At 55.8% G+C, this 21,510-nt stretch carries 19 protein-coding genes; 9 read left to right on the forward strand and 10 right to left on the reverse strand.

The window, feature by feature from the left end; all coding sequences use genetic code 11:
* Positions 1–6: 6 nt before the first annotated feature.
* The 6 genes from HMPREF3178_RS12110 to adhP form a co-directional block, all read right to left on the reverse strand.
* Positions 7–996: a putative FMN-dependent luciferase-like monooxygenase gene (locus tag HMPREF3178_RS12110; RefSeq protein ID WP_016807814.1), complete on the reverse strand. Its 990-nt coding sequence runs from the start codon at positions 994–996 to the stop codon at positions 7–9.
* Positions 993–2,597, reverse strand: coding sequence for a dipeptide ABC transporter ATP-binding protein (locus HMPREF3178_RS12115; protein ID WP_017145924.1), 1,605 nt, complete (start codon positions 2,595–2,597; stop codon positions 993–995). Before HMPREF3178_RS12115 ends, HMPREF3178_RS12110 begins: the two co-directional genes overlap by 4 nt.
* The gene (locus tag HMPREF3178_RS12120) at positions 2,594–3,445 is read right to left on the reverse strand and encodes an ABC transporter permease (protein ID WP_004101938.1); all 852 of its coding nucleotides are present in this window, start codon (positions 3,443–3,445) and stop codon (positions 2,594–2,596) included. Before HMPREF3178_RS12120 ends, HMPREF3178_RS12115 begins: the two co-directional genes overlap by 4 nt.
* Positions 3,442–4,386 (reverse strand): ABC transporter permease, encoded by a 945-nt coding sequence (locus tag HMPREF3178_RS12125; RefSeq protein WP_017145923.1) that lies wholly within the window; start codon positions 4,384–4,386, stop codon positions 3,442–3,444. The genes HMPREF3178_RS12120 and HMPREF3178_RS12125 overlap by 4 nt, the downstream gene beginning before the upstream one ends.
* A gap of 10 nt (positions 4,387–4,396) precedes the next feature.
* Entirely contained in the window at positions 4,397–6,019 is a 1,623-nt protein-coding gene (locus tag HMPREF3178_RS12130) for a TIGR04028 family ABC transporter substrate-binding protein (protein WP_017145922.1), read from the reverse strand.
* Between the two features lie 294 nt (positions 6,020–6,313).
* Positions 6,314–7,324, reverse strand: a complete 1,011-nt coding sequence (gene adhP, locus HMPREF3178_RS12135; protein ID WP_004101944.1) for an alcohol dehydrogenase AdhP — start codon at positions 7,322–7,324, stop codon at positions 6,314–6,316.
* 257 nt (positions 7,325–7,581) lie between these two features.
* On the opposite strand from adhP, the gene HMPREF3178_RS12140 reads away from it, so the two are divergent.
* The gene (locus HMPREF3178_RS12140) at positions 7,582–8,181 is read left to right on the forward strand and encodes an inorganic diphosphatase (RefSeq protein ID WP_017145921.1); all 600 of its coding nucleotides are present in this window, start codon (positions 7,582–7,584) and stop codon (positions 8,179–8,181) included.
* A gap of 197 nt (positions 8,182–8,378) precedes the next feature.
* Entirely contained in the window at positions 8,379–9,347 is a 969-nt protein-coding gene (locus HMPREF3178_RS12145) for a bifunctional helix-turn-helix transcriptional regulator/GNAT family N-acetyltransferase (protein WP_004112899.1), read from the forward strand.
* A 37-nt stretch (positions 9,348–9,384) separates the two neighbouring features.
* On the opposite strand, the gene HMPREF3178_RS12150 is transcribed toward HMPREF3178_RS12145, so the two are convergent.
* Positions 9,385–11,097, reverse strand: a complete 1,713-nt coding sequence (locus HMPREF3178_RS12150; protein WP_017145920.1) for an ABC-F family ATP-binding cassette domain-containing protein — start codon at positions 11,095–11,097, stop codon at positions 9,385–9,387.
* A gap of 983 nt (positions 11,098–12,080) precedes the next feature.
* Between HMPREF3178_RS12150 and HMPREF3178_RS12155 the strand changes: the two genes are divergently transcribed.
* Entirely contained in the window at positions 12,081–12,755 is a 675-nt protein-coding gene (locus tag HMPREF3178_RS12155) for a response regulator (RefSeq protein WP_016807809.1), read from the forward strand.
* A 61-nt stretch (positions 12,756–12,816) separates the two neighbouring features.
* Here the strand turns inward: HMPREF3178_RS12155 and HMPREF3178_RS12160 are convergent, their stop codons facing one another.
* The 3 genes from HMPREF3178_RS12160 to HMPREF3178_RS12170 form a co-directional block, all read right to left on the reverse strand.
* Positions 12,817–14,514, reverse strand: coding sequence for an NAD-dependent malic enzyme (locus tag HMPREF3178_RS12160; RefSeq protein WP_017145919.1), 1,698 nt, complete (start codon positions 14,512–14,514; stop codon positions 12,817–12,819).
* Between the two features lie 184 nt (positions 14,515–14,698).
* Positions 14,699–14,839, reverse strand: a complete 141-nt coding sequence (sra, locus tag HMPREF3178_RS12165) for a stationary-phase-induced ribosome-associated protein (RefSeq protein ID WP_004101955.1) — start codon at positions 14,837–14,839, stop codon at positions 14,699–14,701.
* 303 nt (positions 14,840–15,142) lie between these two features.
* Positions 15,143–15,994 (reverse strand): Vmh family MBL fold metallo-hydrolase, encoded by an 852-nt coding sequence (locus tag HMPREF3178_RS12170; RefSeq protein WP_004101956.1) that lies wholly within the window; start codon positions 15,992–15,994, stop codon positions 15,143–15,145.
* A gap of 113 nt (positions 15,995–16,107) precedes the next feature.
* On the opposite strand from HMPREF3178_RS12170, the gene HMPREF3178_RS12175 reads away from it, so the two are divergent.
* From HMPREF3178_RS12175 to HMPREF3178_RS12200, 6 genes are all read left to right on the forward strand, one after another.
* Complete coding sequence (locus tag HMPREF3178_RS12175; protein WP_017145918.1) at positions 16,108–17,010, forward strand: LysR family transcriptional regulator; 903 nt, start codon at positions 16,108–16,110, stop codon at positions 17,008–17,010.
* On the forward strand, positions 17,010–17,489 hold the full coding sequence (locus HMPREF3178_RS12180) for a GNAT family N-acetyltransferase (protein WP_017145917.1): 480 nt from the start codon (positions 17,010–17,012) through the stop codon (positions 17,487–17,489). The genes HMPREF3178_RS12175 and HMPREF3178_RS12180 overlap by 1 nt, the downstream gene beginning before the upstream one ends.
* Positions 17,490–17,569: 80 nt before the next feature.
* Entirely contained in the window at positions 17,570–18,001 is a 432-nt protein-coding gene (locus tag HMPREF3178_RS12185; RefSeq protein ID WP_004101962.1) for an OsmC family protein, read from the forward strand.
* A 112-nt stretch (positions 18,002–18,113) separates the two neighbouring features.
* Positions 18,114–18,983 carry an oxygenase MpaB family protein gene (locus HMPREF3178_RS12190; protein ID WP_017145916.1) on the forward strand — a complete coding sequence of 290 codons (870 nt, stop codon included), beginning with the start codon at positions 18,114–18,116 and terminating at the stop codon, positions 18,981–18,983.
* Between the two features lie 201 nt (positions 18,984–19,184).
* Complete coding sequence (locus HMPREF3178_RS12195; RefSeq protein ID WP_032757235.1) at positions 19,185–20,090, forward strand: cation diffusion facilitator family transporter; 906 nt, start codon at positions 19,185–19,187, stop codon at positions 20,088–20,090.
* A 326-nt stretch (positions 20,091–20,416) separates the two neighbouring features.
* A complete protein-coding gene (locus HMPREF3178_RS12200; protein ID WP_017145914.1) occupies positions 20,417–21,334 on the forward strand; it encodes a bestrophin family protein in 918 nt (305 codons plus the stop codon).
* The last annotated feature ends 176 nt before the right edge of the window (positions 21,335–21,510 follow it).

Consider the following 21,510-nt stretch of genomic DNA (forward strand, 5'->3'; position numbering starts at 1 on the left):
GACTCCTTATCGTATCTGCGGGGCAATATGCTGAGCGATCAGCTCAATGGAACGAAGCGTGTCGCGGTGCGAGGGTTCAACGGAGTGCACCTGGAACGAAATATCGGTTACCCGCCGCAGGACGCTATCGCGCCCCAGCGAAGCGGCGACGTGCTGCGGGTCGCCAACGTGCGCGTCAAGCTGCGGTAAAAAATCTGTGACAGTGTCACCAATAATGTGATGACCTGCGGCGCGATGCTGGGCCGCCTGCTGACGCAGACCGGGTTCTGCGACCTGCAGCGCATACTGCTGGCTATCGGCGACAAAGGCCGTCCGCGAGGCGAGGATCCGTGGCTCGACGCCCGGCGGCAGCGCGGCGAGATAGGCGTCAATAATCGGATTCTGGATAGCGTCCAGCGGCAGCGTGGGCTGCCCTGAAGGACGCGGCTGGGTACGCGAAAGCATCAGGCCGTGTCCGGCCTGAGCCGCGCGCACCGCGCCTTCAACGGAAAAAGTGGCAATCCAGATACGCTCCGCCAACTGCGGTGCCTGGGGATAAAGATGATTATCCGGATGCGAAAGTGAATCTCCGCGCCAGGCGCTTTGAATCAGATGCAGGTGTTCGGCAAAGACTGCGCTGCGCTGGTCGATGGTCAATCCAAAGGGTAAAAACGAGGTCGGCGTGCCGCCAGATCCGAAGCCCACCTCCAGTCGTCCATCGGCGAGCAGATCCAGCACCGCCGCATCCTCGGCAACCCGCAGCGGGTTTTCCATCGGCAGGGTGATAATGGCGGTTCCCAGGCGAATGCGCTCCGTATGCGCTGCCGCGTGGGCGAGAAAGACCAGCGGCGACGGCAGGCCGCCTTCGTGCTCATGAAAATGGTGCTGAGCGACCCAGGCGCTGTCAAAACCCAGTCGTTCGGCGTGGCGAATTTGTTCGGTAGCCAGCCGATAGCGCTCACCTGGCGCGACGTGGTCCAGCAGGCGAGTGAAAAAACCCAGTCGTTTACGCGTCATGCGACCTCCTTGTTCGAGGGGGAAAAGTGGAGAATAGCGGCAATAAGCTCGCGGGTATACTCATGCTGCGGAGCGCTGAACAGTCGGCCGACATCGCCATGTTCAATAACCTGGCCCGCCCGCAGTACCGTCACGCTGTGGGCGATACGGCGAACCGTCGCCAAATCGTGGGTGATAAACAGATAGGTCAATCCCAGCTGTTGCTGCAGCTGCTGCAGCAAGGCGAGAATTTGCGCCTGGACGGTAACGTCCAGCGCCGAAGTCGCTTCATCGAGGACAAGGATCGTCGGTTCAAGGATTAGGGCGCGGGCGATAGCCACCCGCTGCCGCTGTCCGCCGGAGAGTTCACGGGCGGTTCGCGACAGCAGCTCCGGAGCGAGCGCCACGCGAGCGGCGACCGTTTCGACGCGCTGGCGTCGTATTCCGGCGCTGAAGCGGTCGAAGTTCTTTAACGGCTCTTCAATGATTTCAAACAGCGTTTGCCGTGGGTCAAGAGAGGCAAAGGGGTTCTGATAGACAAACTGAATTTTACGCCGTAGCTGGCGGAGCGCCTCCCGACTGAGATGCCCGGCATCAATACCATCGATGGCAATCTGGCCGCTATCCGCCTTTTCGAATCCCAGCAGGATCCGCGCAAGTGTCGTTTTGCCGGAACCGGACTCACCAACCAGCGCGTGCGTGCAGCCGCGCTTAACCTCAAAACTCACGGCGTCCAGCGCCTGCAAATGCGCCCGGCCTAATGAGAAGCGCTTGCTGATGTCGTCGACGCGAATCGCCGGCGTAGCCAGTACGCGACCGCCGGCGGGAGCCATGGTCAGCGCCGGGCCGTGAAGATCGCTGAGCAGCTGGCGAGTATAGGCATGCTGCGGCGTCCGTACCACATCGCGGGTCGCGCCTTGCTCCTGAATTTCGCCATGACGAAAGACCAGCAGGCGGTCGGCACGTTCGGCTGCCAGCGCCAGATCGTGAGTGACGAACAGCACCGCCGTGCCGGACTCCCGGCGCAGGGTATCCAGCAGATCGAGGATCCGCTTCTGTACCGTCACGTCAAGGGCGCTGGTTGGCTCATCAGCAATGATTAAATCCGGTTTCAGAGCGATGGCGATGGCAATCAGCACTCGTTGCTTCATGCCGCCTGAAAGCTGGTGCGGATATTGATCGAAGCGCTGCTCCGGGTGGCTCAGTCCAACCTTCGCCAGCAGCGCCAGTACCTGCGTTTTACGTTCCGCGGCGCTGCGTTTCTGATGGAGGCGCAGAATTTCACCTACCTGCGCGCCGATGGTTTTCACCGGATTGAGGGAGTTGCCTGGATCCTGGGGCACCAGGCTAATTCGCGCGCCGCGCAGGCCGTCGAGGCGTTTACCTGACCAGCCGCTAATGTCTTCACCGTTAATACTGATGCGCCCGCTGTCGCGCCGGGCATTCTCCGCCAGCAGACCCATTATCGCTTGGGCGGTAGTGGTTTTGCCCGAGCCGGATTCGCCGACGAACGCCAGCATTTCGCCGCGTTTTACCTGAAAACTGACGTTATGCACGACTTCACGCCATTCACTCTGCGAACGATAGCTGATGCGTAGGTTTTCTACGGTTAAAACATTCATCGGCGTTCTCCGCTAAATTGACGGCTAATACGATTGGCGGCAAGCACGACCGCAATCACCGCCATACCGGGAAGGGTCGTTAGCCACCAGGCGGTGGAGAGGTAGTTACGGCCTTCGGCGATCAGTAATCCCCACTCTGGTACCGGCGGCGGCGTGCCGTAGCCGAGAAAACTCAGGGTTGAGAGCGCCAGAACGGCCTGGCCGAACTGGAGCGTGGCGAAGGCCAGTACCGCGGTGAGCGAATTGGGTAAAATATGCCGCCAGAAGACGGCAAAAAAGGTGCCGCCGCTGCCGTAGGCCGCTTCGACGTAATCGCTGCGCCGTACGCGTACGACTTCCGCGCGCGCCAGGCGGGCAAAGCTGGCTATTGCCGCCACCCCGACCGCGACGGCGGCGTTGAGGGTGCCGAAGCCGAGCAGAATAATGACCGTCAGGGACAGCAACAGGGATGGAATCGCCAGCAGTACGTCGACCAGCCGCATGACGATCGACTCCACGCGTCCCGCCAGCGCGCCGGCCAGCGTACCCAGCGCGGTTCCGATGATCAGGCCAATCGCCACTGCCGCCAGCGCAGCGGAGAGCGAATGGGCAGCGCCGTAGACGATTCGACTCCACAGATCGCGACCAAGCTGGTCGGTGCCCAGCCAGTGACCCGCCTGGGGGGCCAGGCGCTGGGCGCCGGGGAAACCTTCCAACGGGTTATAAGCGGTAAACAGCTGCGGGACAACGGCCATTAGCGCAGCAACGATCATAATCGCCCAGGCCAGCAGCAGGCCGGGCTGGAAGCGTAGCGTGCGCCAGTCTGGCGAGCGGCGGCGGGCGGCGATTGCGTAATCAACCAGACTCATAGCGTACCTCCCTCAGCGGTTTTCAGGCGCGGGTCGAGCAGCGGCATCAGCAGGTCGACCAGCAGATTAATCAGGACAAAACCAAGGGCTGAGATCATCACCACCGCCTGCAGTACCGCGATATCCTGATTATTGACCGCCTGCTGCGTCAGCAGACCCAGCCCGCCGCGGCCAAACACGGTTTCGGTAATCAGGGCTCCGGCGATCAGTTCCCCGAGCAGCAGCCCGGCCATATTGAGCACCGGTAGCAGGGCATTGCCGGTAACGTGCCGCCACAGCACGCCGGTCTCGCTCATGCCTTTAGCACGAGCAACGGCCACAAACGGCAGCGCGGCGACCTGATCCAGACTGCGCATCAGAATTTGCGCCAGCGGAGCGGAAATCGGTACCGCGACGGCGACGACGGGCAGAATGAGTCCCTCAATCGGTCCCGGATTGATCACCGGTATCCAGTGCAGCTGAAAGGAGAAAAGCTGTATCAGGGCGATAGCGAGCCAGAACGTCGGCAGGGAGATAAACAGCACCGGCAGCGATTGCAGCGTATTGCTTAGCCAGCGCAGACCCGGCAGCCGTGAGGCGAAGGCGAGGGTAAAAGCCAGCGCCACCGCCAGCGCAAAGGCGGGGAGCGCGAGGCTTAGTGTCTGCGGCAGATTGCTGGCGATCAGCGCGCTCACCGGCAGTCCGGCCTGCAGCGAATAACCAAAATCCCCGCGCAGCATGGCGAAGAGGGTGTGGAGATACTGCTTCCACACCGGGCTATCGGCCCCCCAGGCGAGGCGCATTTCGGCGATCTGCTCAGGGCTGAGCCCCAGATCCGGATTCTGAAACTTGATCAGTACCGCATCGCCGGGCAGCACCTGTAACAGGATGAAGGAGAGGGTAAATGCCGCCCATAGCACCAGTAAACCCTGGCCGGTTCGCCGCAGAAGATAATGGCTCATCGCAGGCTCCTCAGTGCTTTTCCAGCCACGCGCCATAGAACGACGGGCGGCCTACCGCTTCAAAACTGACGCCTTTCACCCACGGGGCGCCGGCGAAGACCTGCGGTTCTTCAAATATCGGGATCACGTAGGCATTATCCAGCAGATAGCGTTGGGCATCGCCGGTGAGCTGGAGCCGTTTTTGCGGTTCAACTTCGGCTGAAATCGCGCTCAGCAATGCGTTGAGCTTATCGTCGCGGAACCCCTGTACTTTGTCGCTGGAGCCGCCTTTTTGCAGCAGCGCGTCGCGGTTAGTGGGGAAAAACATGCTTTTCACCACGTCGGGGTCGGCGCGGCCCACTTCCGACACGGTGAGCGGCGTTTTCAGCGGATCGAGGTTATCCAGCGTACGGCTGCCGGCATCGCCGGCTTTGACCGCCAGCGCGACGCCGACCTGACGCCACTGCTGAGCGACAAGCTGCAAAACTTCTTTATTTTGCGGTTGCGGCAGAGATTCATAGACGGTTAAGGCCAGCCGCTGGCCATCTTTGACCCGAATACCATCGGCAGCCGGTTTCCAGCCTGCATCATCAAGCAGTTGTTTTGCTTTGGCCGGATCGAAAGCCAGCTTGTCGCTGAGGTTAACGTACCCGGCGGCGGTACTGGCGACGACGGAGGTCGCCTGCGGATAGTTGGCGGAGAACAGCGTTTCGACTACCTGCCTGGCGTCGGTGGCGTGCAGCAGCGCCTGACGAACGCGCAGGTCGGCAACCAGCGGATTATCCGGCCGGAAGCTCAGGCTGTCGTTAACGCCGCGCGTGGGGGCAGCATAAATTTTAAAGCCCTGCCCGGTGGCCTGCTTTTCATCGTAGGCCTGTACCTGACGGATAAAATCAGCCTGGCCCGCCAGCAGAGCGCCAATGCGCACGCCATCTTCAGGGGTAACGATGTAAGTGATGCCATCGAGATTAGCTGGTCCCTGCTGGGTGAGATTTTTCGGTCCCCATTGATAATCTTTGCGCGCGACCAGAGTGAGTTCGCGCCCCGGCTTTTTATCTTTTACCGTAAAAGGTCCGGAGCCAATAATATGGCGGGCATCGCCCAGCTCTTCAAAATTACGCGCCAGGGTACTGAGGGATACCAGCCCGGAGCCGATGGTGGCGGTGCCCTGCAGAAATCCCGGCGAGGGCTTTTTAAAGTAGAACTTTACCGTCAGCGGATCGATGACTTCGCTGCGATCGTAGTTATTAATGACCTCAGACACCGGCAGGCGGTGCGCTTTATCACCGAGGCCGTAGGTATCAAAGTTTTTGGCGACCGCCCTGGCGTCAAGCGGGGTGCCATCTGAGAAGGTCACCCCGGGGCGAAGCTTAAAGGTATATTCGGTTTTATCCGCGTTGGCGCTCCAGCTTTCGGCGATCCACGGCTCCACCTGCAGCGTTTTCGGGTTCTGCCAGGTGAGCTTATCGGTTATTTGATTAAGAATGCCGCCGTTGGGGTAGAAGCCACCGGCCGGTGGGTAAAGATTAGTATGCGGCTGCTGCTCCAGATAGATTAACGTACCGCCTTTAACCGGGGCGTCGGCGGCCCAGGCGGAAAACGCGCCGGTTAAAAATAGCGCCGCCAGCGCGGGCAGGCGAAAACGGATGTGCATGGTGAATTCCTTTGTTATCTCTTGTTTAGTCATCATCGGGCGCGCGTTTTAACAAAGGAAGTAAGGATTTGCGCTAAGCATTTGCGTAAAAAGCATTTATATCCTGCATACCACAGGCTGCGCATAGCGGGGAGAGCGTTGTTAATGAAGGTGGTAGCCGGTTCGATATTTATCGGCTGAACGATGATGAGCGTAAGAAAGGATTTCTGCCGGGCATCATGTAAATATGCGCAGCAGAGCTACCTGCATAAGGGGATAAATGGAACCTCTCCCGTAGCGAGAGAGGCGAGAAAATTAACGGCGGAAATCAATCACCATACGACCGCGAATTTGTCCCTGTTCCATCTCCTTAAAGATGGCGTTGATATCACCCAGCGGGCGCAGGGTGACCTTCGGTACCACCTTACCCTCGGCGGCAAACTGGAAGGCTTCGGCCAGATCCTGGCGCGTACCCACCAGAGAACCAACCACCTCGATACCGTCCAGTACCAGGCGCGGAATATCCAGGCTCATGGCTTCCGGAGGCAGGCCGACGGCCACCACGCGTCCGCCGGCGCGAACCGCATCCACCGCAGAGTTAAACGCCGCTTTGGCGACCGCCGTCACGACTGCGGCATGGGCGCCGCCGGTTTTCTCGTGGATAATTTTGGCCGCGTCTTCGCTGCGGGAATTGATGGTCAGATCTGCGCCCATTTCTGCGGCCAGTTTCAGCTGTTCATCATTAACGTCAAGGGCGATGACCTTGGCGTTAAAAACGTTTTTCGCATATTGCAGGGCCAGGTTACCCAACCCGCCGAGGCCATAAATGGCGATCCACTGGCCGGGTTTGATATGGGAAACTTTTACCGCTTTATAGGTGGTGACCCCTGCGCAGGTGATGCTGCTGGCTGCCGCAGAATCAAGACCATCCGGCACTTTGACCGCGTAATCGGCAATGACGATACACTCTTCGGCCATCCCGCCATCAACGGTGTAGCCCGCATTTTTTACCGAACGGCACAGCGTTTCGTTACCGCTGTTACAATATTCACAGTGACCGCAGCCTTCGAAGAACCATGCGACGCTGGCGCGATCGCCCGGCTTGAGCGAGTGCACGCCAGGGCCGACCTGCTGCACCACGCCCACGCCTTCATGGCCCAGAATGACGCCGGTTTTATCGCCGAAATCGCCGTTCTTAACGTGCAGGTCGGTATGGCAGACGCCGCAGCAGTCCATTTTTAAAAGGGCTTCGCCGTGCTGTAATGGGCGAAGTGTTTTTTCCGTAACATTGACCTGATGATCTTGCGTGACGACGGCAGCTTTCATTCTGTTCTCCTTATTAAACATAAGCGTATTAACACAATATTTGTTTTTACGCATGTTAACCAATAGCTTAAATTGCCAATAAATCAAGGTAATAATAGATTTTTATGCTGGTTAAAGATTTCTTTTGTTTGTTTTTCGAACAGTTTTTCTTATGTTTCTGCGCGTCATATTTATGTCACTTGCATGTCATGAAATTTTCATCCGCGATCTCTATCGTTCTGTTTTTCAATTTCTTATTAACCTAGAGCGACATGACAATGCATCTGGCGAAAACCCTCCTGGCCGCAGGCCTTCTGCTTTCTACCGCTGTTGAGGCGCAAAACGTGCTGGATTTTCCGCAGCCGAACAACAACCCTGAAGAGTTTTACGCCGTAACCGAAATCCCGGCGGGCGGCATTATCAAATACGAAACGGACGCCAAAACCGGCTTTCTGATCGCCGATCGTTTCCAGTCGATGCCGGTGGCCTATCCGGCTAACTACGGCTCGCTCACTCAATCGCTGGCAGGGGATGGCGATCCGCTGGACGTGGTGTTTTATACCCGCGCGCCGATGGCCCCGGGAACGCTGATTAAGCTGCGTGCGATTGGCTTGCTGAAGATGATTGATGGCGGTGAGAAGGACGACAAAATCATTGCCGTTCCGGCAAGTAAAATCGACCCAACCTACGATGACGTGATTAACATCAGCGATCTGCCGAAAATTGAGCAGGAGCGTCTGCAGGCTTTCTTCCGGGTTTACAAACAGCTGCCGGACGGACGCAAAAAAGTCGAGCTGGACGGCTTTAACGATGCCGCCGCCGCGAAACAGGAAATCAAAGCGGCATGGGAAGCGTGGAAAGAGAAAAATCCGCAATAAGTACAAAAGCGGGTAAAGCCGGCAGGCGTCTTTTTCCCCGCAAGGTGGGTATCGGCATGGTGTCACGCGCGAGTAAAGTGCGAGCATTCACCCCGTTCAGTTGAGGCCAGTTCAGGGAGGAGGCAACACGGCGGCTTGACAGCACGCAGCAGAAAATGGTTGTATCATGCAACCATTTCTGACAGAGCTGACCTCAGATGAACTCACCCGCGCTTGTTGATGAAATTCGTACCGCTTCCCGCCTGATGGTGCGTGAACTGGGCTTTATGAGCACCACGCTGGCCGCTACGGCGTACTCACCTTCGGCGGTACATACGCTTGTGGAAATTTCTCTACGCGGCGCGATGACGGCCGCTCAGCTGGTGCAGATCCTGGGGCTGGAAAAGTCTAGCGTCAGCAGGATGCTTTCCCGTCTGCTTGCCGCCGGGGAACTCCGGGAAAAAACGTCCTCCCGCGACGGGCGGATTAAGCAGCTTGCGTTAACGGCGCAAGGTGCGGCGACGGTCAAAAAAATTAACGCCTACGGCGCTATGCGGGTAGTGGATGCGCTGGAACACCTGAGCGATGCGCAAAGACAGTGCGTCGCTCAGGGCCTCACAACCTGGGCCTGGGCGTTGGAAAAATGCCGCGACGTCGAGGCTACAGGCTCGAAAAAGACGATTGATATCGCTACCGGCTATCGGCCTGGAATGATTGGCCGCATAGCGCAAATGCACGGCGAGTATTATGCAAAACATTATCAGTTTGGTGCTTTTTTCGAGAGTAAAGTCGCCAGCGGGCTGGCGGAATTTTCAGCTCGTCTCGATAAACCGTGCAACCGTGTTTGGCTGGCCGTTCAGGGCGAGCAAATTGTCGGATCGGTAGCGATTGACGGCGAGGATCTGGGGAATAACCAGGCGCATCTGCGCTGGTTTATTCTCGACGATAGCTGCCGGGGTAGCGGCATTGGTCGGCGCCTGCTGAGCGAAGCCATGGCTTTTTGCGATAGCCGGGACTTTGCATCAGTACAGCTATGGACCTTCAGCGGCCTGCACGCCGCCCGCAGGCTGTATGAATCCTTTAGTTTCACGCTGGATAAAGAGTGGCAGGGCGAACAGTGGGGCAGGACGATGACCGAGCAGCAGTTTAGTCGAATCAAACCGCGACCGGCGACTCATGCTAAGTAAAACCCCGGCGCAGCGGGCTGCGCCGGGGAACAAACATTTAGCTTAGCAAAGCGTTGAGGGTGGCTATCTCCTTACGCCACTGCGCCTGCAGCTGCGGTTTTTGATGTTTTGGTTTACGGGCCAGATCGTCGGCCAGCAGTTGCTCAAGCGACACTAACCGTTCCAGCAGCGTATCATGGTCTTCCTCCGCTTCGCGGCGGTTCTCCGCCACGACCTCCGGGGCCGGACAACGAACGGCGGTGCGTAAAACCTCATACACCTCTTCGGCGCTGTGCCATTCGCTCAGCCCGCGCTCGTCAATAAGCCAGAAGCGATTGCAGCTATGGTTAATGAGTTCGCGGTCGTGGCTCACCAGCAGCAGTCCGCCTGGGTAGTCGCACAACGTTCTTGCCAGCGCTGTTTTGCCGTCCATATCCAGATGGTTGGTTGGCTCATCCAGAAGCAGCAGGCTATAGTAGGCCAGAGACAGGCCGACAAATAGCAGACGCGAACGCTCGCCGCCGCTTAAGGTGGCGACCTTTTGCCCGTGACGAGCCCAGCTAAATCCGGCTGAGATCAGCGCCCGCTTGCGCGCGTCCGCCGCCGGCTCAAAAGGTTCCAGCGCGTCGAGAAGCGTGTCGTCATCCGCAAGCTGATGCAGGGTCTGATCGTAATAACCCGGTTTCAGCCGCGGGTGCAGGCGTAAGCCGTCCTCCGCTGATTCCTGCTGCATATGTCGCCACAGTAGACGCAGCAGGGAGGATTTCCCGCCGCCGTTACGGCCCATTACCGCGACCCGATCGCCGCTTTTCAGACGAGCCAGACCCGCAGTAAACAGGACCGGCAGACCCGGCGCGGGCGGGACGGGAAGCTGGTCCATCTCCAGCAGCCTGTCTGCCCGCAGCATGTCGCCGCGCAGCGTTAGCCGCCAGGGTGTTCCGGCGGTGAGATCGGTTTGGCTCTCCTTCAGGCGCTGAACCTGCTTTTCCATCTGCTTAGCTTTACGCGAGAGATCTTCGTTGTCATAGGTGCGCCCCCAGATAGCCAGTCGTTTGGCGCTGGCGGCGACCCGATCAATCTCTTTTTGCTCGGCTTTATGGCGCAGCGCATCGCTGGCATCTCGCTCATCCAGCGCCTGACGGGCAGCGCTGCAGGGAAGGGAGAAGGCATGCAGGGTTTTGTCGCGCAGGATCCAACTCGCATTAGTTACAGCATCCAGTAAGATGTTGTCATGAGACACCAGAACGAAACTCCCCTGCCAGGTTTGCAAGAAGCTTTCCAGCCACAGGAGAGTCGGCAGGTCGAGGTGGTTTCCCGGTTCGTCCAACAGCAGGAGATCCGGTTGCTGAATCAGCGCCCTGGCAAGCAGCAGCCGGGTATGCTGACCGCCGCTCAGGGTTGACGCCCGCTGCCGGGCTTCATCGGCCGTAAAGCCCATCTCCGCCAGCAGCCGCTCCGCTTGCCAGCGCTGGTTCTCTCGCTCAAGGGCGGGAAGTTTTTCCAGGACCACCTGTAGCAGAGGTTGCGCTAACAGCGTATCGGGTAGATGCTGTTCCACCCGTGCCATCAGGCAGTGGCTGGCCAGCGCCACGCTGCCCCCATTCGGAATCATCGTGCCGTCCAGCACTCTAAGCAGGGTACTTTTTCCGCAGCCGTTATAGCCAATCAGGCCAATGCGGTCGCCTTTTTTGAGGGTAAAGGAGAGGTTTGTGAACAGCGGGCCAAACGCCGTATCAACATGGAGAGATTGTGCAGTTAGTAATGTGCTCATGGTGAACTTACTCAAGAGTTACAGGCATGTTTATGCCTCGTCAAACATCGCTGACGATAACCCGGTAAGCCCGAGGGAAGGGATTCAGTCTTTGGTTTCTTCGCTCAAGCTGAAGTTATCGCAGCACGATACCGATAACGCTTGAGCAGGTGCGATCGCCAAATGCACGTGAAAAAAACATTTCACGGTACGACATGGGATCCTCCTTTTTTTATTCAGTAAGTTGATAGGTGCAGGCAGTGTAATGGGTGAAATCCGTTTTGGCTAGCGATCCGTTTACGCCGGGCACGCTTTTGCCACTAACATCCTGGGCGCTTGAACCCTATCAGGCTTAGCAGCGCTGCTTTGGCGCAACGCAAAAGCGATAACGCAGAAGAATTATTCATGGAATCAATATAACTTACGTAATCTCGCTCATTTCATAATCGATTCGACAGAAAAGAAGAATATTTCCGCTACCAATTGATATATATCATTATTTCTCTGCAAACTGTAATGGTTCAAAACCAATTATTTGTCATACCTATAGCTATTTATGCTTCAGATAAAATGAATATTGGGTTTATATACTTTAAAAACCGGGTTCGCTGTTTTCATGCTGCTAAATAAATCTGTTTGCTTAGATTTTGATCATCAATAGCTAACGTTGAATAAGCCACGGCATGTGGTTTAATATTTGTTTCGTCTGTATAAGCCTGGCGAGATAATCTGACAGCAGGACTGATTATCCTCAATAAACGTTAGCCAGGCCGTTTCCTGAGATAACTATATCAATTGTCTGGTGCTTTATATCCTTATAAAGCGCTTTGGATTTTTATTCGCCGTGAGCCGGGTTTATGAAAAATTTAATTATCACCGCTAAAAACTATTTATTAGCGTTTTTAATGCCGCATGCTACTTAACGTACAGCAACAGCCGCACAATATAGTTATTAAAAAATAAAAAGGTCACGCCTGTTAATTACTATCGAAATAGGGGGGGAGATGCGCATACTTGTCTTTGCGGATAAGGCTCTGCTGCGTCATCATTTGAAAGTACAGCTAACGCAGCAAGGGCATATCGTCGATGATGCACAAAACGTCAAGGAAGCGAATTACTATATCGTAGAGTATCCGCCTGACATCGCAATTATTGATCTGGACGCGACAAGTGAAGCGGGTCTGGCTCTGATCCGCGACTGGCGCGGCCAGGGGGTTTCTGTACCGATATTGGTTATGAGCGCAGGCGAGTGCTGGCAGGATTGCGTTAACGCCCTCAACGCCGGTGCGGACAACCACATCCGTAAGCCATTTCATATTGATATTATGGTTGCGCGTATCAATGCGCTTTTTCGCCGCAACTATGGATTGTCATCAGAATTAATCTCAATACCGCCATTTCTGCTAAATCTTTCGCGTCGGGAATTGTCGGTAAATGGTGTTACGTTAAATCTGACCGCTTTTGAATATATTATTATGGAAACATTAATCCGCAACTGCGGTAAAGTTACCAGCAAGGATGATCTTATGCGCCAGCTGTATGCAGAAGGAGAGCTATATTGCAGCAGTTCACTAATGGTCCTTATTGGGCGGATACGTAAAAAGATTCGGGCGTGTTATTCATCTGAGTCCATCGTGACGATTCGCCGGCAGGGCTATAGATTTGATATCAAAAAATAGCGAACCAGAGAATTATTTCCCAGGTAACCAGGAGCATTAACGCTCCCGGTTACGCTAGTGGTTATATTGACGTCCGGCGATAGTTGCGATATTCCGGCTGCCAGAAGTTATCGGCGATCGCCTGCAGCAGCGCTTCGGCGGAGGTTTTCACCGCCACGCCTTGCTCCTGGGCAATTTTACCCACCGCAAAAGCGATAGCGCGCGAAACGCTCTGGATATCTTTCAGTTCCGGCAGAACCGGACCTTCACCGTTATTCACCAGCGGCGAATGTTTCGCCAGCGTTTCGCTGGCGGCCATCAGCATCTCATCGGTCACGCGCGAAGCGCCTGAAGCGATAACCCCAAGGCCGATCCCCGGGAAGATATAGGAATTGTTACACTGGGCGATGACATACTGCTTGCCTTTGAGCGTTACCGGAGCGAACGGACTGCCGGTAGCGACCAGCGCTTCTCCGTCGGTCCAAGTGAGGATATTTTGCGGTGTGGCTTCCACCCTTGAGGTCGGGTTTGACAGCGGCATCACGATTGGTCGTGGGCAATGCTTATGCATCTCGCGGATAATCTCTTCGGTGAACAGCCCAGGCTGCCCGGAGACGCCGATCAGGATATCCGGTTTTACATTTCGCACCACGTCAAGCAGCGACAGCACGTCACTGGTGGTGTCCCACTCTTGCAGGTGTTCGCGTTTCTGCACCAGTTTGCTCTGGAACGGCAGAAGATTTGGCATCGCATCCGTGAGCAGACCGAAACGGTCAACCATAAATACGCGTTTGCGGGCTTCTTCTTCGCTTAACCCTTCGCGCTGGATCTGGGCGACGATCTGCTCCGCGATACCGCAGCCTGCGGAACCGGCGCCGAGGAAGACAATTTTCTGCTCGCTCAGCTGACTGCCCGCGCCGCGGCTGGCGGCAATCAGCGTACCGACGGTGACCGAGGCGGTGCCCTGGATATCATCGTTGAAGGAGCAGATTTCGTGGCGATAGCGGTTAAGCAGCGGCATAGCGTTTTTCTGCGCGAAGTCTTCGAACTGCAGCAGCACATCCGGCCAGCGGGCTTTAATCGCCTGAATAACATCGTCAACAAACTGGTAATACTCATCGTCGGTAATGCGCGGGTGGCGCCAGCCCATGTATAACGGATCGTCGAGTAGTTGCTGATTATTGGTGCCCACGTCAAGAACGACCGGCAGGGTGTAGGCCGGGCTGATCCCCCCGCAGGTGGTATACAGCGACAGTTTGCCGATAGGAATGCCCATTCCGCCGATGCCCTGGTCGCCGAGGCCGAGAATACGTTCGCCATCGGTCATCACGATAACCTTGACGTTATGGTTCGGTACGTTTTGCAGAATATCGTCGAGATTATTGCGGTTCTGGTAAGAGATAAACACGCCGCGGGCGCGACGATAGATCTCAGAGAAGCGCTCACAGGCGGCGCCGACGGTCGGGGTATAGATGACCGGCATCATTTCATCGAGGTGGTTGCCGACCAGACGGTAGAACAGGGTTTCGTTGGTATCCTGAATGTTGCGCAGGTAAATGTGCTTGTCGATCTCGGTTTTAAATCCCTGGTATTGGATCCACGCGCGTTCGGCCTGCTCTTCGATGGTTTCGACCACTTCCGGCAGCAGGCCCAGCAGATTAAAGCTGCTGCGCTCTTCCATGCTGAAGGCGCTGCCCTTATTGAGCAGCGGAAATTCAAGCAGCACGGGGCCGGCGTAAGGGATGTAAAGAGAGCGGTTTTTCTTATGAGTGAATTGCATCGCACTAACTCCTTGATAATCGCTTCAGCCCGGGCGCGGCGACAGGCGGGGGGCTGGCAGGGAATGGCAGCGGGCAGAGTATAAAGCAGAAGACATCAAAGGAGGGTAAACATGAGGGGGATAGTCTTAAAAAAACACCATCCTGGAGAAAGGACGGTGTTTTTATCATCACTTAGCTGAAAGATTAGCCACCGCGGCGCTTGCGGCCGGTGGCGCGAACATGGTTAACCGTGGTTTCCGCATCGCCTTCCAGCAGGACCTTTTTCTGCTGAGAAAGTTTGTAGTTCAGACCAAGAAGATGACGTGCCTGTTGGTTCGATTTCATTCTTACTCCTTTATCCTGTGTCGGTTTCAAGGACAAGCCCGACGACTGTCGGACGAAATTTAACCCTCAATACGCCGCTTATTTTTCACGCGGCGATCATTAGCGTGGCCCATTTTGCCGGGATTAGCAACATTGAGACGGCACAATCAGCCTCATTTTCAGAGTGGTCCGGGGTCACTCTGCTTCTGCGGATCGTGCCCGGTAAGGCGTTCGCCTTTCCGGGCCGACGGGCGGGTGGCGGGTTTACCCCCTGGATATAGCATTAACCTTCACCAGGCAGAAATCCCCGCGTAATACCCAGACTTACCACTTCATTTCGCCGGTATTCACTTTGGCGCTCAGCTCCAGCGAACTCTCTTCCGCGAGCCCCGGCCAGCGCTGTTTCATCGCCTTAATGACGCCAGCGGAATCTTTATGCTCTTTGAGCGCCTGCTCAAACTGGGTCAAATAATCGCGAGTAAAAGTAATCGCCCGGTCACCGGCTGGCGGCGTGCCGAGATAATGGCCGGGGATCACCTGCTGCGGATGCAACGCGGCCATCTCGTCGAGCGTATTTATCCACTGCTGACGGCTTTCGACGCTCTGAGTGTCCGCCGTCCAGACGTGCATACCCCACGCCACGCCGGTACCGCCAAGAATGGCTTTATTCGCCGGGATCCACACATAGGCGGCATAATTTTGCGGCTGGCGGATCTCAACCTTTTCGCCGTCGATAGTGAAGGTATTAGCCGTCAGCTCCTGCGGGACATAAACCTGGGTCGGCGCGCCGTCCTTCATCTGCGGGCCCCAGTACGCCAGTTTGGCCTGTTTGGTGGCGTTAATGTGTTTAACCACTTCTGCGGTTGCCACCACTTTGGCTTCCGGGAACGCTTTGACCAGCGGCTGCAGGCCAAAATAGAAATCCGGATCGCCGGAAGTAATCACGATGCGGGTCAGTTTTTTACCGCTTTTCTGAATCATTTCAACCAGCTTCTCGCCATCCTTCACGCTGAACTGAGCGTCAAACAACACCGCTTCATGCGGGCCGGAGGCGAGGGTGGAGTTAACCGCGAAAATACCGTTCTCCTGCGGGTTATAGGTTTGCAACGTTAATGGGGCTGCCAGAACTGAAGCGCTGAACAGCGTAGTAGCGATGGCAAGGGCAGATAATTTCATGTTCGTTTCTCTTCGTCAGGTGAATAAGCGCTATTTTACGGATTTCCTGATTTGCGAAAATTCCTGAAAAAAGAGATGCTGAGTTTCATAAAACGTGCAGATGGAATCAAGTTATGGATCGAGTCATTGCCGCGCAGGTCTATATGCGTATTTGTGAGCTGGGAAGCTTAAGCGCCGCCGCGCGGGCGCTGGGGATGTCGCGGCCGATGGTGAGCCGCTATCTGGAACAGATGGAGCAGTGGGCTGGCACCCGACTGGTTCATCGCTCTACCCGTAAGCTGACGCTCACGGCTGCGGGGGAAAAGGTACTGCAAAAAACGCGCACCCTGACGCAGCTGTCGGATGAGATCGCCGGGCAGAGTGAACGAGCGATCCCCAGCGGAACGCTGCGCGTAGCCTGCGCTCATTTTACCGCGATGCAGCTGATTTCTCCGCTTTTGCCCGATTTTCTCGCCCGCTATCCGCAGCTGCGTCTTGAGCTGGATATCAACAATCATCCGGTAAGCCTGATAGGCGAAAGGATCGACGTGGCGATTCGGATCACCGACAATCCGGAGCCGGGAGCTATTGCCCGCCGTCTCGGCGTTTGCCGTTCGGTGCTGTGCGCGTCGCCGCGCTGGCTACAGCAGAATGGGCCGCTGCATACGCCGGACGATCTCACTCGCCACAACTGCCTGCATTACAGCCATTTTGCCAGTCAGACCTGGCAGTTTAGCGACCCCAGCGGCGAAAGCGTGACGGTGGCGGTTTCCGGCAACCTCAGCGCCGGGATCTCCTCGCTGTTGATGGAGGCGGCGGTAGCCGGCTGCGGCATCGCAATGCTGCCGGAGCTGGAGGCGCAGCGGGCGCTCAACAGCGGGGCGCTGAAACAGGTTTTACCGACCTGGCGGCCAAAAGCCTTAAACGTGTATGGGATTTATCTCTCGCGGGACTACCAGCCGAGCGCGCTGCCGCTGTTTCTTGAAGAGATTCAGCAAAAACTGGCGCAACCTAACGATATAAAAGGACCCTTGTGATGATTGTTATTCGCCCAATGCGCGATGAAGAGTACGCCGCGTACCTGAACTATTTTATTGCCGATTATGCGGCGGAGATCGCGACCAATTACGCGCTTTCTCCGGAGGCGGCATTGGCCCAGGCGCAGCGCGAAATTGCCGAGGATCTGCCCGATGGCGTCAATACTCACGGCCAGGCTTTACGCTGCTTATTCGATGAAATTGACGGTACAGAAAAGCGGGTTGGCTATCTCTGGTATAAGCCTGACGCAGAAATACGCTCCGCCTTTATCTGTGATTTTTATATTTTTCCGTCCTTGCAGGGGCAGGGATTGGGTAAACAAGCGATGGCGGCTTTTGAGCATGAATTAAAAAAACTGGGTATCCGCCAAATAAAACTGCGCGTCGCCGGCGATAATCCGCGCGCTCGCCGACTCTATGAAGTCACCGGGTTTCGCGTTACCGGCATCAATATGAGTAAAAATATCGCTGCGGATTGATCCTAAAATCGCCGCGTGCCGCCCAAATGCGTAAGGGAGTTCTATACTTAACCCTTTCATGTCACAAAAGGAGCGATATCATGGCAATCCATAAGAAAGGTCAGGCGCATTGGGAAGGGGATCTAAAAAGCGGTAAAGGAACCGTCTCTACCGAGAGCGGCGCGCTGAACCAGCAGCCTTATGGTTTTAACACCCGGTTTGAGGGTGTGAAGGGGACTAACCCGGAAGAGCTAATCGGCGCCGCACATGCTGCCTGTTTTTCCATGGCGCTATCGCTGATGCTGAGCGAAGAGGGCTACACCGCGACCTCCATTGATACCGTGGCAGTGGTAACGCTGGATAAATCCGGCGGCGGTTTCGCCATTACCCAGATCGCGCTACAGAGCAAAATCGTGCTGCCAGGCATTGAGGCCGACGCGTTTGACAGCATTATTCAGAAAGCAAAAGCCGGTTGTCCGGTTTCTCAGGTGTTGAATGCTGAGATAACCCTCGATTATCAGCTCAATTCCTGACCTCTCGGGTGCCCGCGTTCAGCGGGCGCTCTCCTTCAAAGCCGTTTCAGGCCAATGCCCCCGCCGTTGATTAATGTTATCTTTCCCGCTCACGAATGAGAGCAGGTGGGTCATGATCAGCATACGCGGAACGATTGAAGCTCAGGTTCTGGGCTTAACCGGCATGGCGCTAAAAGAGATCGATTTTGAACATCCCAAAGGCGAACCGGGGCTTTTTGGGCCGCAGTCGGCTATCTGGCAGGTTCACGGCGATTTCACGTCCATGCTCTGCGGCGGGGTCAGCGCGCTGTTGTTACAGATGCTGCATCCGCTGGCCCTGGCGGGCGTCTGGGATCACTCAAATTTCCGTGAAGATATCTTTGGCCGCCTGCGCCGCACCAGCCAGTTTATTTCCGCCACCACCTTTGGCACCACCGCCGATGCCGAACGGTTGATTGCAAAAGTACAGGGGATCCATCTGCGGGTAGGCGGCCAGGACAAAGACGGCACGCCCTATCAGGCCAGCGATCCGCACTTGCTGACCTGGGTACACGTCGCCGAATGCAGCAGCTTTATGGCCTCGCATCTGCGCTACAAGCGGACCGTGGTCAGCGCCGCGCGTCAGGAGCAATACTATGAGGAAGCGGCCGAAGTTGCCCGTCGCCTCGGGGCGCGGGATATCCCGCAGACGCCGCGGCAGATTGCTGATTACCTGCAGGATATGCGGCCGGTGCTGCGCTGCGATGAGCGAACCCAGGAAGTTGCCCACGTTCTGCTGTCGACCCGTCTGCCGGGCCGTATGAGCCGGCCGGTGGGGCGAATAATGATGCGCGCCGGAATTGACCTGCTGCCGCCGTGGGCGCAGGAGATGCTTAATTTGCCGATGAGCGCGCTACAGCGGCACAGCGCGCGGTTTGCGGTTCACGGCGTCGCTCGCATACTGCGCGCCTCGGTGCGCAACGGCGCGTATCATTGCGCAATGCGCCGGATGAATCAGTTTTAATTTTGCCCCTTTGTTGAATACGCGAAAATATAGCCATGGCTATTATTGATATGGCTATGTTGTTTAAAAACAAACTATTCTCATTTATATATTTAAGGTCGGAAGAAACAATTAAACACTCTCTTAATGGCGGCGACTTATTCAGGAAAAATTAAGCCTGAACGCGTAGTCTGGTTCTTTTTCTTCGGGGAAGTGTCGGTAATGAAAATAAGTAACGATAAGCAGCGTTCTCAGGTTGCGCGTAAAACGACGCTGGTCAGCGTGATGGTCAATCTTTTTTTATCCAGTTTTCAGATACTGGCCGGGATATTCTCCGGTTCGCAGGGCTTAATCGCCGATGGTATTCATTCTCTTTCCGATTTGGTGGCCGATTTCGTTGTGCTGTTGGCCAATAAAAAAAGCGGCAAACCTTCGGACAGCGACCATCACTACGGGCACCGGCGCTATGAAAACGGCGCTTCACTGGTGATTGGCGCGCTGCTGTTACTGGTTGGCGCGGGTATGCTGTGGTCTGCTTGCGGCAAACTACTGCAACTGGAATCTATTCAAAGTGTGCATATTACCGCGCTGTGGGTGGCGCTCGCCGCGCTGACCGCCAAAGAGATTTTATTCCGCTATATGCTAAGGGCGGCTAAGCAAATCCAGTCCTCTATGCTAATTGCCAACGCCTGGCACGCCCGCTCAGACGCCGCGTCTTCGGTAGTCGTTGCGGTCGGCATCATCGGTAATCTGGCCGGTTACGCCTGGTTTGACCCAGTGGCCGCACTGGTTGTCGGCGCGCTGGTCACCCGCATGGGCTATACTTTTTCGTCTGACGCCCTCCATGACCTGATGGATCGGTCAGTGGATAGCGATAGCGAGCGGCAAATAATCGCCACTATCCTGGCAACGCCCGGCGTCGTGGCGCTGCACGACCTGAAAACCCGTCGTGCCGGGGATTTGATCCTGGTCGATGTGCATGTCGAAGTACCCGGGCATTTATCGGTAGCAGAGGGGCACGATATTGCGCTGCTGGTGCGGACCCGGGTGCTAAGCCACCATAACGTTCTGCATATGATGATTCATATTGACCCGTGTCGCGCAGAGAGCGCCGCGATTGTCGCGTAAATTATTCCCCTGGATTTTCGAGGGTTATGTCGGATTGCGGATAATATTGCCTGCGAAATAAAAAAGGACCATAATTCAGCGGCTATTCTTTCATCGCTGATAAATAGCCGGCTGACACAATGTCGTGTTTTTAAACAATATAAGAATCCAATCGGTTAATAGAAACGCTCTATAGCCTGAATAATTCAAGTTACAGGAAGACGGCGGCGCAGGGAGTCCCCAGAATCTGACTTCTGTCAGCGAATGGGGTGCGAGGAAAGCCAATGTCCAGGTAACTTGCCGTTTGACAGGGATATTAACCGTGCGAAATTTCAGGAAGTAATACAATGATTATCCGGCCAGAACAACACTGGTTCCTTCGCTTGTTTGACTGGCACGGCTCCGTGCTGTCCAAAATTGTTTTTCGCCTGCTGCTTAACGTAATGATGTCGATTATCGCCATCATTAGCTATCAATGGTATGAGCAGCTGGGGATCCATCTTACCGTCGCGCCGTTTAGCCTGCTGGGGATCGCCATCGCTATTTTCCTCGGATTTCGCAATAGCGCCGGATATAACCGCTTTGTTGAAGCGCGCAATTTATGGGGGACGGTGCTGATTGCCCAGAGAACGCTGGTGCGCCAGCTGAAAAATATTCTGCCGACGGAAAGCGCAGCCCATCAACGCCTGGTGAGCTATCTGGTGGCGTTTAGCTGGAGTCTGAAGCATCAGCTGCGTAAGACAGATCCGAGCGCCGATTTAGCGCGTCTGCTGCCGCCGCACAGCGTGAAGGAAATTCTCGCCAGCTCGATGCCGACCAACCGTATTCTGCTGCTGGCAGGTGATGAGCTGGGGCGTCTGCGCGCAGAAGGGAAAATTGGCGATATCACCTTCAGCCTGATGGACAATAAACTTGATGAGCTGGGCCACGCGCTGGGGGGCTGCGAGCGGCTGGCCAGCACCCCGGTGCCCTTTGCCTATACGCTTATTTTGCAGCGCACGGTGTATCTGTTCTGCGCGCTGCTGCCGTTTGCGCTGGTCGGCGATCTTCACTATATGACGCCGTTTGTGTCGGTGTTTATCTCCTACACCTTCCTGTCGTGGGATTCGCTGGCGGAGGAACTGGAAGATCCGTTCGGTACCGCCGCTAACGATTTGCCGCTGAACGCGATGTGTAACACCATTGAGCGCAACCTTCTGGATATGACCGGACAGTATCCTTTACCCGATAAGCTTGAGCCGGATCGTTACTACAATCTGACCTGATTTTGTGTGTTTATTATTCGTTAAATAAGTTAAATCTAACGCGTGATAGATAACATTGATTATACAGTCATGGCCCTGATTGTTATGCTTTCGTTAACAAAACGCCCGCTATTTTGACGGATAGCGGGTGATAAGACATCAGGCGGCATTTCACCTGCAATCCGCCGCCGAAAGCG

It is taken from the genome of Klebsiella sp. HMSC09D12, from assembly GCF_001808475.1.
Taxonomy (GTDB): Bacteria; Pseudomonadota; Gammaproteobacteria; order Enterobacterales; family Enterobacteriaceae; genus Klebsiella; species Klebsiella oxytoca.

Excerpts from the sequence above, each read along its gene's own strand:
- HMPREF3178_RS12155 (WP_016807809.1), top strand. The coding sequence starts at position 12,081 with ATGCGCATACTTGTCTTTGCGGATAAGGCTCTGCTGCGTCATCATTTG.
- HMPREF3178_RS12185 (WP_004101962.1), top strand. The coding sequence starts at position 17,570 with ATGGCAATCCATAAGAAAGGTCAGGCGCATTGGGAAGGGGATCTAAAA.
- HMPREF3178_RS12200 (WP_017145914.1), top strand. The coding sequence starts at position 20,417 with ATGATTATCCGGCCAGAACAACACTGGTTCCTTCGCTTGTTTGACTGG.
- HMPREF3178_RS12170 (WP_004101956.1), bottom strand. The coding sequence starts at position 15,994 with ATGAAATTATCTGCCCTTGCCATCGCTACTACGCTGTTCAGCGCTTCA.
- sra (WP_004101955.1), bottom strand. The coding sequence starts at position 14,839 with ATGAAATCGAACCAACAGGCACGTCATCTTCTTGGTCTGAACTACAAA.
- HMPREF3178_RS12125 (WP_017145923.1), bottom strand. The coding sequence starts at position 4,386 with ATGAGCCATTATCTTCTGCGGCGAACCGGCCAGGGTTTACTGGTGCTA.
- HMPREF3178_RS12190 (WP_017145916.1), top strand. The coding sequence starts at position 18,114 with ATGATCAGCATACGCGGAACGATTGAAGCTCAGGTTCTGGGCTTAACC.
- HMPREF3178_RS12160 (WP_017145919.1), bottom strand. The coding sequence starts at position 14,514 with ATGCAATTCACTCATAAGAAAAACCGCTCTCTTTACATCCCTTACGCC.
- adhP (WP_004101944.1), bottom strand. The coding sequence starts at position 7,324 with ATGAAAGCTGCCGTCGTCACGCAAGATCATCAGGTCAATGTTACGGAA.
- HMPREF3178_RS12145 (WP_004112899.1), top strand. The coding sequence starts at position 8,379 with ATGAACTCACCCGCGCTTGTTGATGAAATTCGTACCGCTTCCCGCCTG.
- HMPREF3178_RS12195 (WP_032757235.1), top strand. The coding sequence starts at position 19,185 with ATGAAAATAAGTAACGATAAGCAGCGTTCTCAGGTTGCGCGTAAAACG.
- HMPREF3178_RS12175 (WP_017145918.1), top strand. The coding sequence starts at position 16,108 with ATGGATCGAGTCATTGCCGCGCAGGTCTATATGCGTATTTGTGAGCTG.
- HMPREF3178_RS12120 (WP_004101938.1), bottom strand. The coding sequence starts at position 3,445 with ATGAGTCTGGTTGATTACGCAATCGCCGCCCGCCGCCGCTCGCCAGAC.
- HMPREF3178_RS12150 (WP_017145920.1), bottom strand. The coding sequence starts at position 11,097 with ATGAGCACATTACTAACTGCACAATCTCTCCATGTTGATACGGCGTTT.
- HMPREF3178_RS12115 (WP_017145924.1), bottom strand. The coding sequence starts at position 2,597 with ATGAATGTTTTAACCGTAGAAAACCTACGCATCAGCTATCGTTCGCAG.
- HMPREF3178_RS12130 (WP_017145922.1), bottom strand. The coding sequence starts at position 6,019 with ATGCACATCCGTTTTCGCCTGCCCGCGCTGGCGGCGCTATTTTTAACC.
- HMPREF3178_RS12180 (WP_017145917.1), top strand. The coding sequence starts at position 17,010 with ATGATTGTTATTCGCCCAATGCGCGATGAAGAGTACGCCGCGTACCTG.
- HMPREF3178_RS12110 (WP_016807814.1), bottom strand. The coding sequence starts at position 996 with ATGACGCGTAAACGACTGGGTTTTTTCACTCGCCTGCTGGACCACGTC.
- HMPREF3178_RS12140 (WP_017145921.1), top strand. The coding sequence starts at position 7,582 with ATGCATCTGGCGAAAACCCTCCTGGCCGCAGGCCTTCTGCTTTCTACC.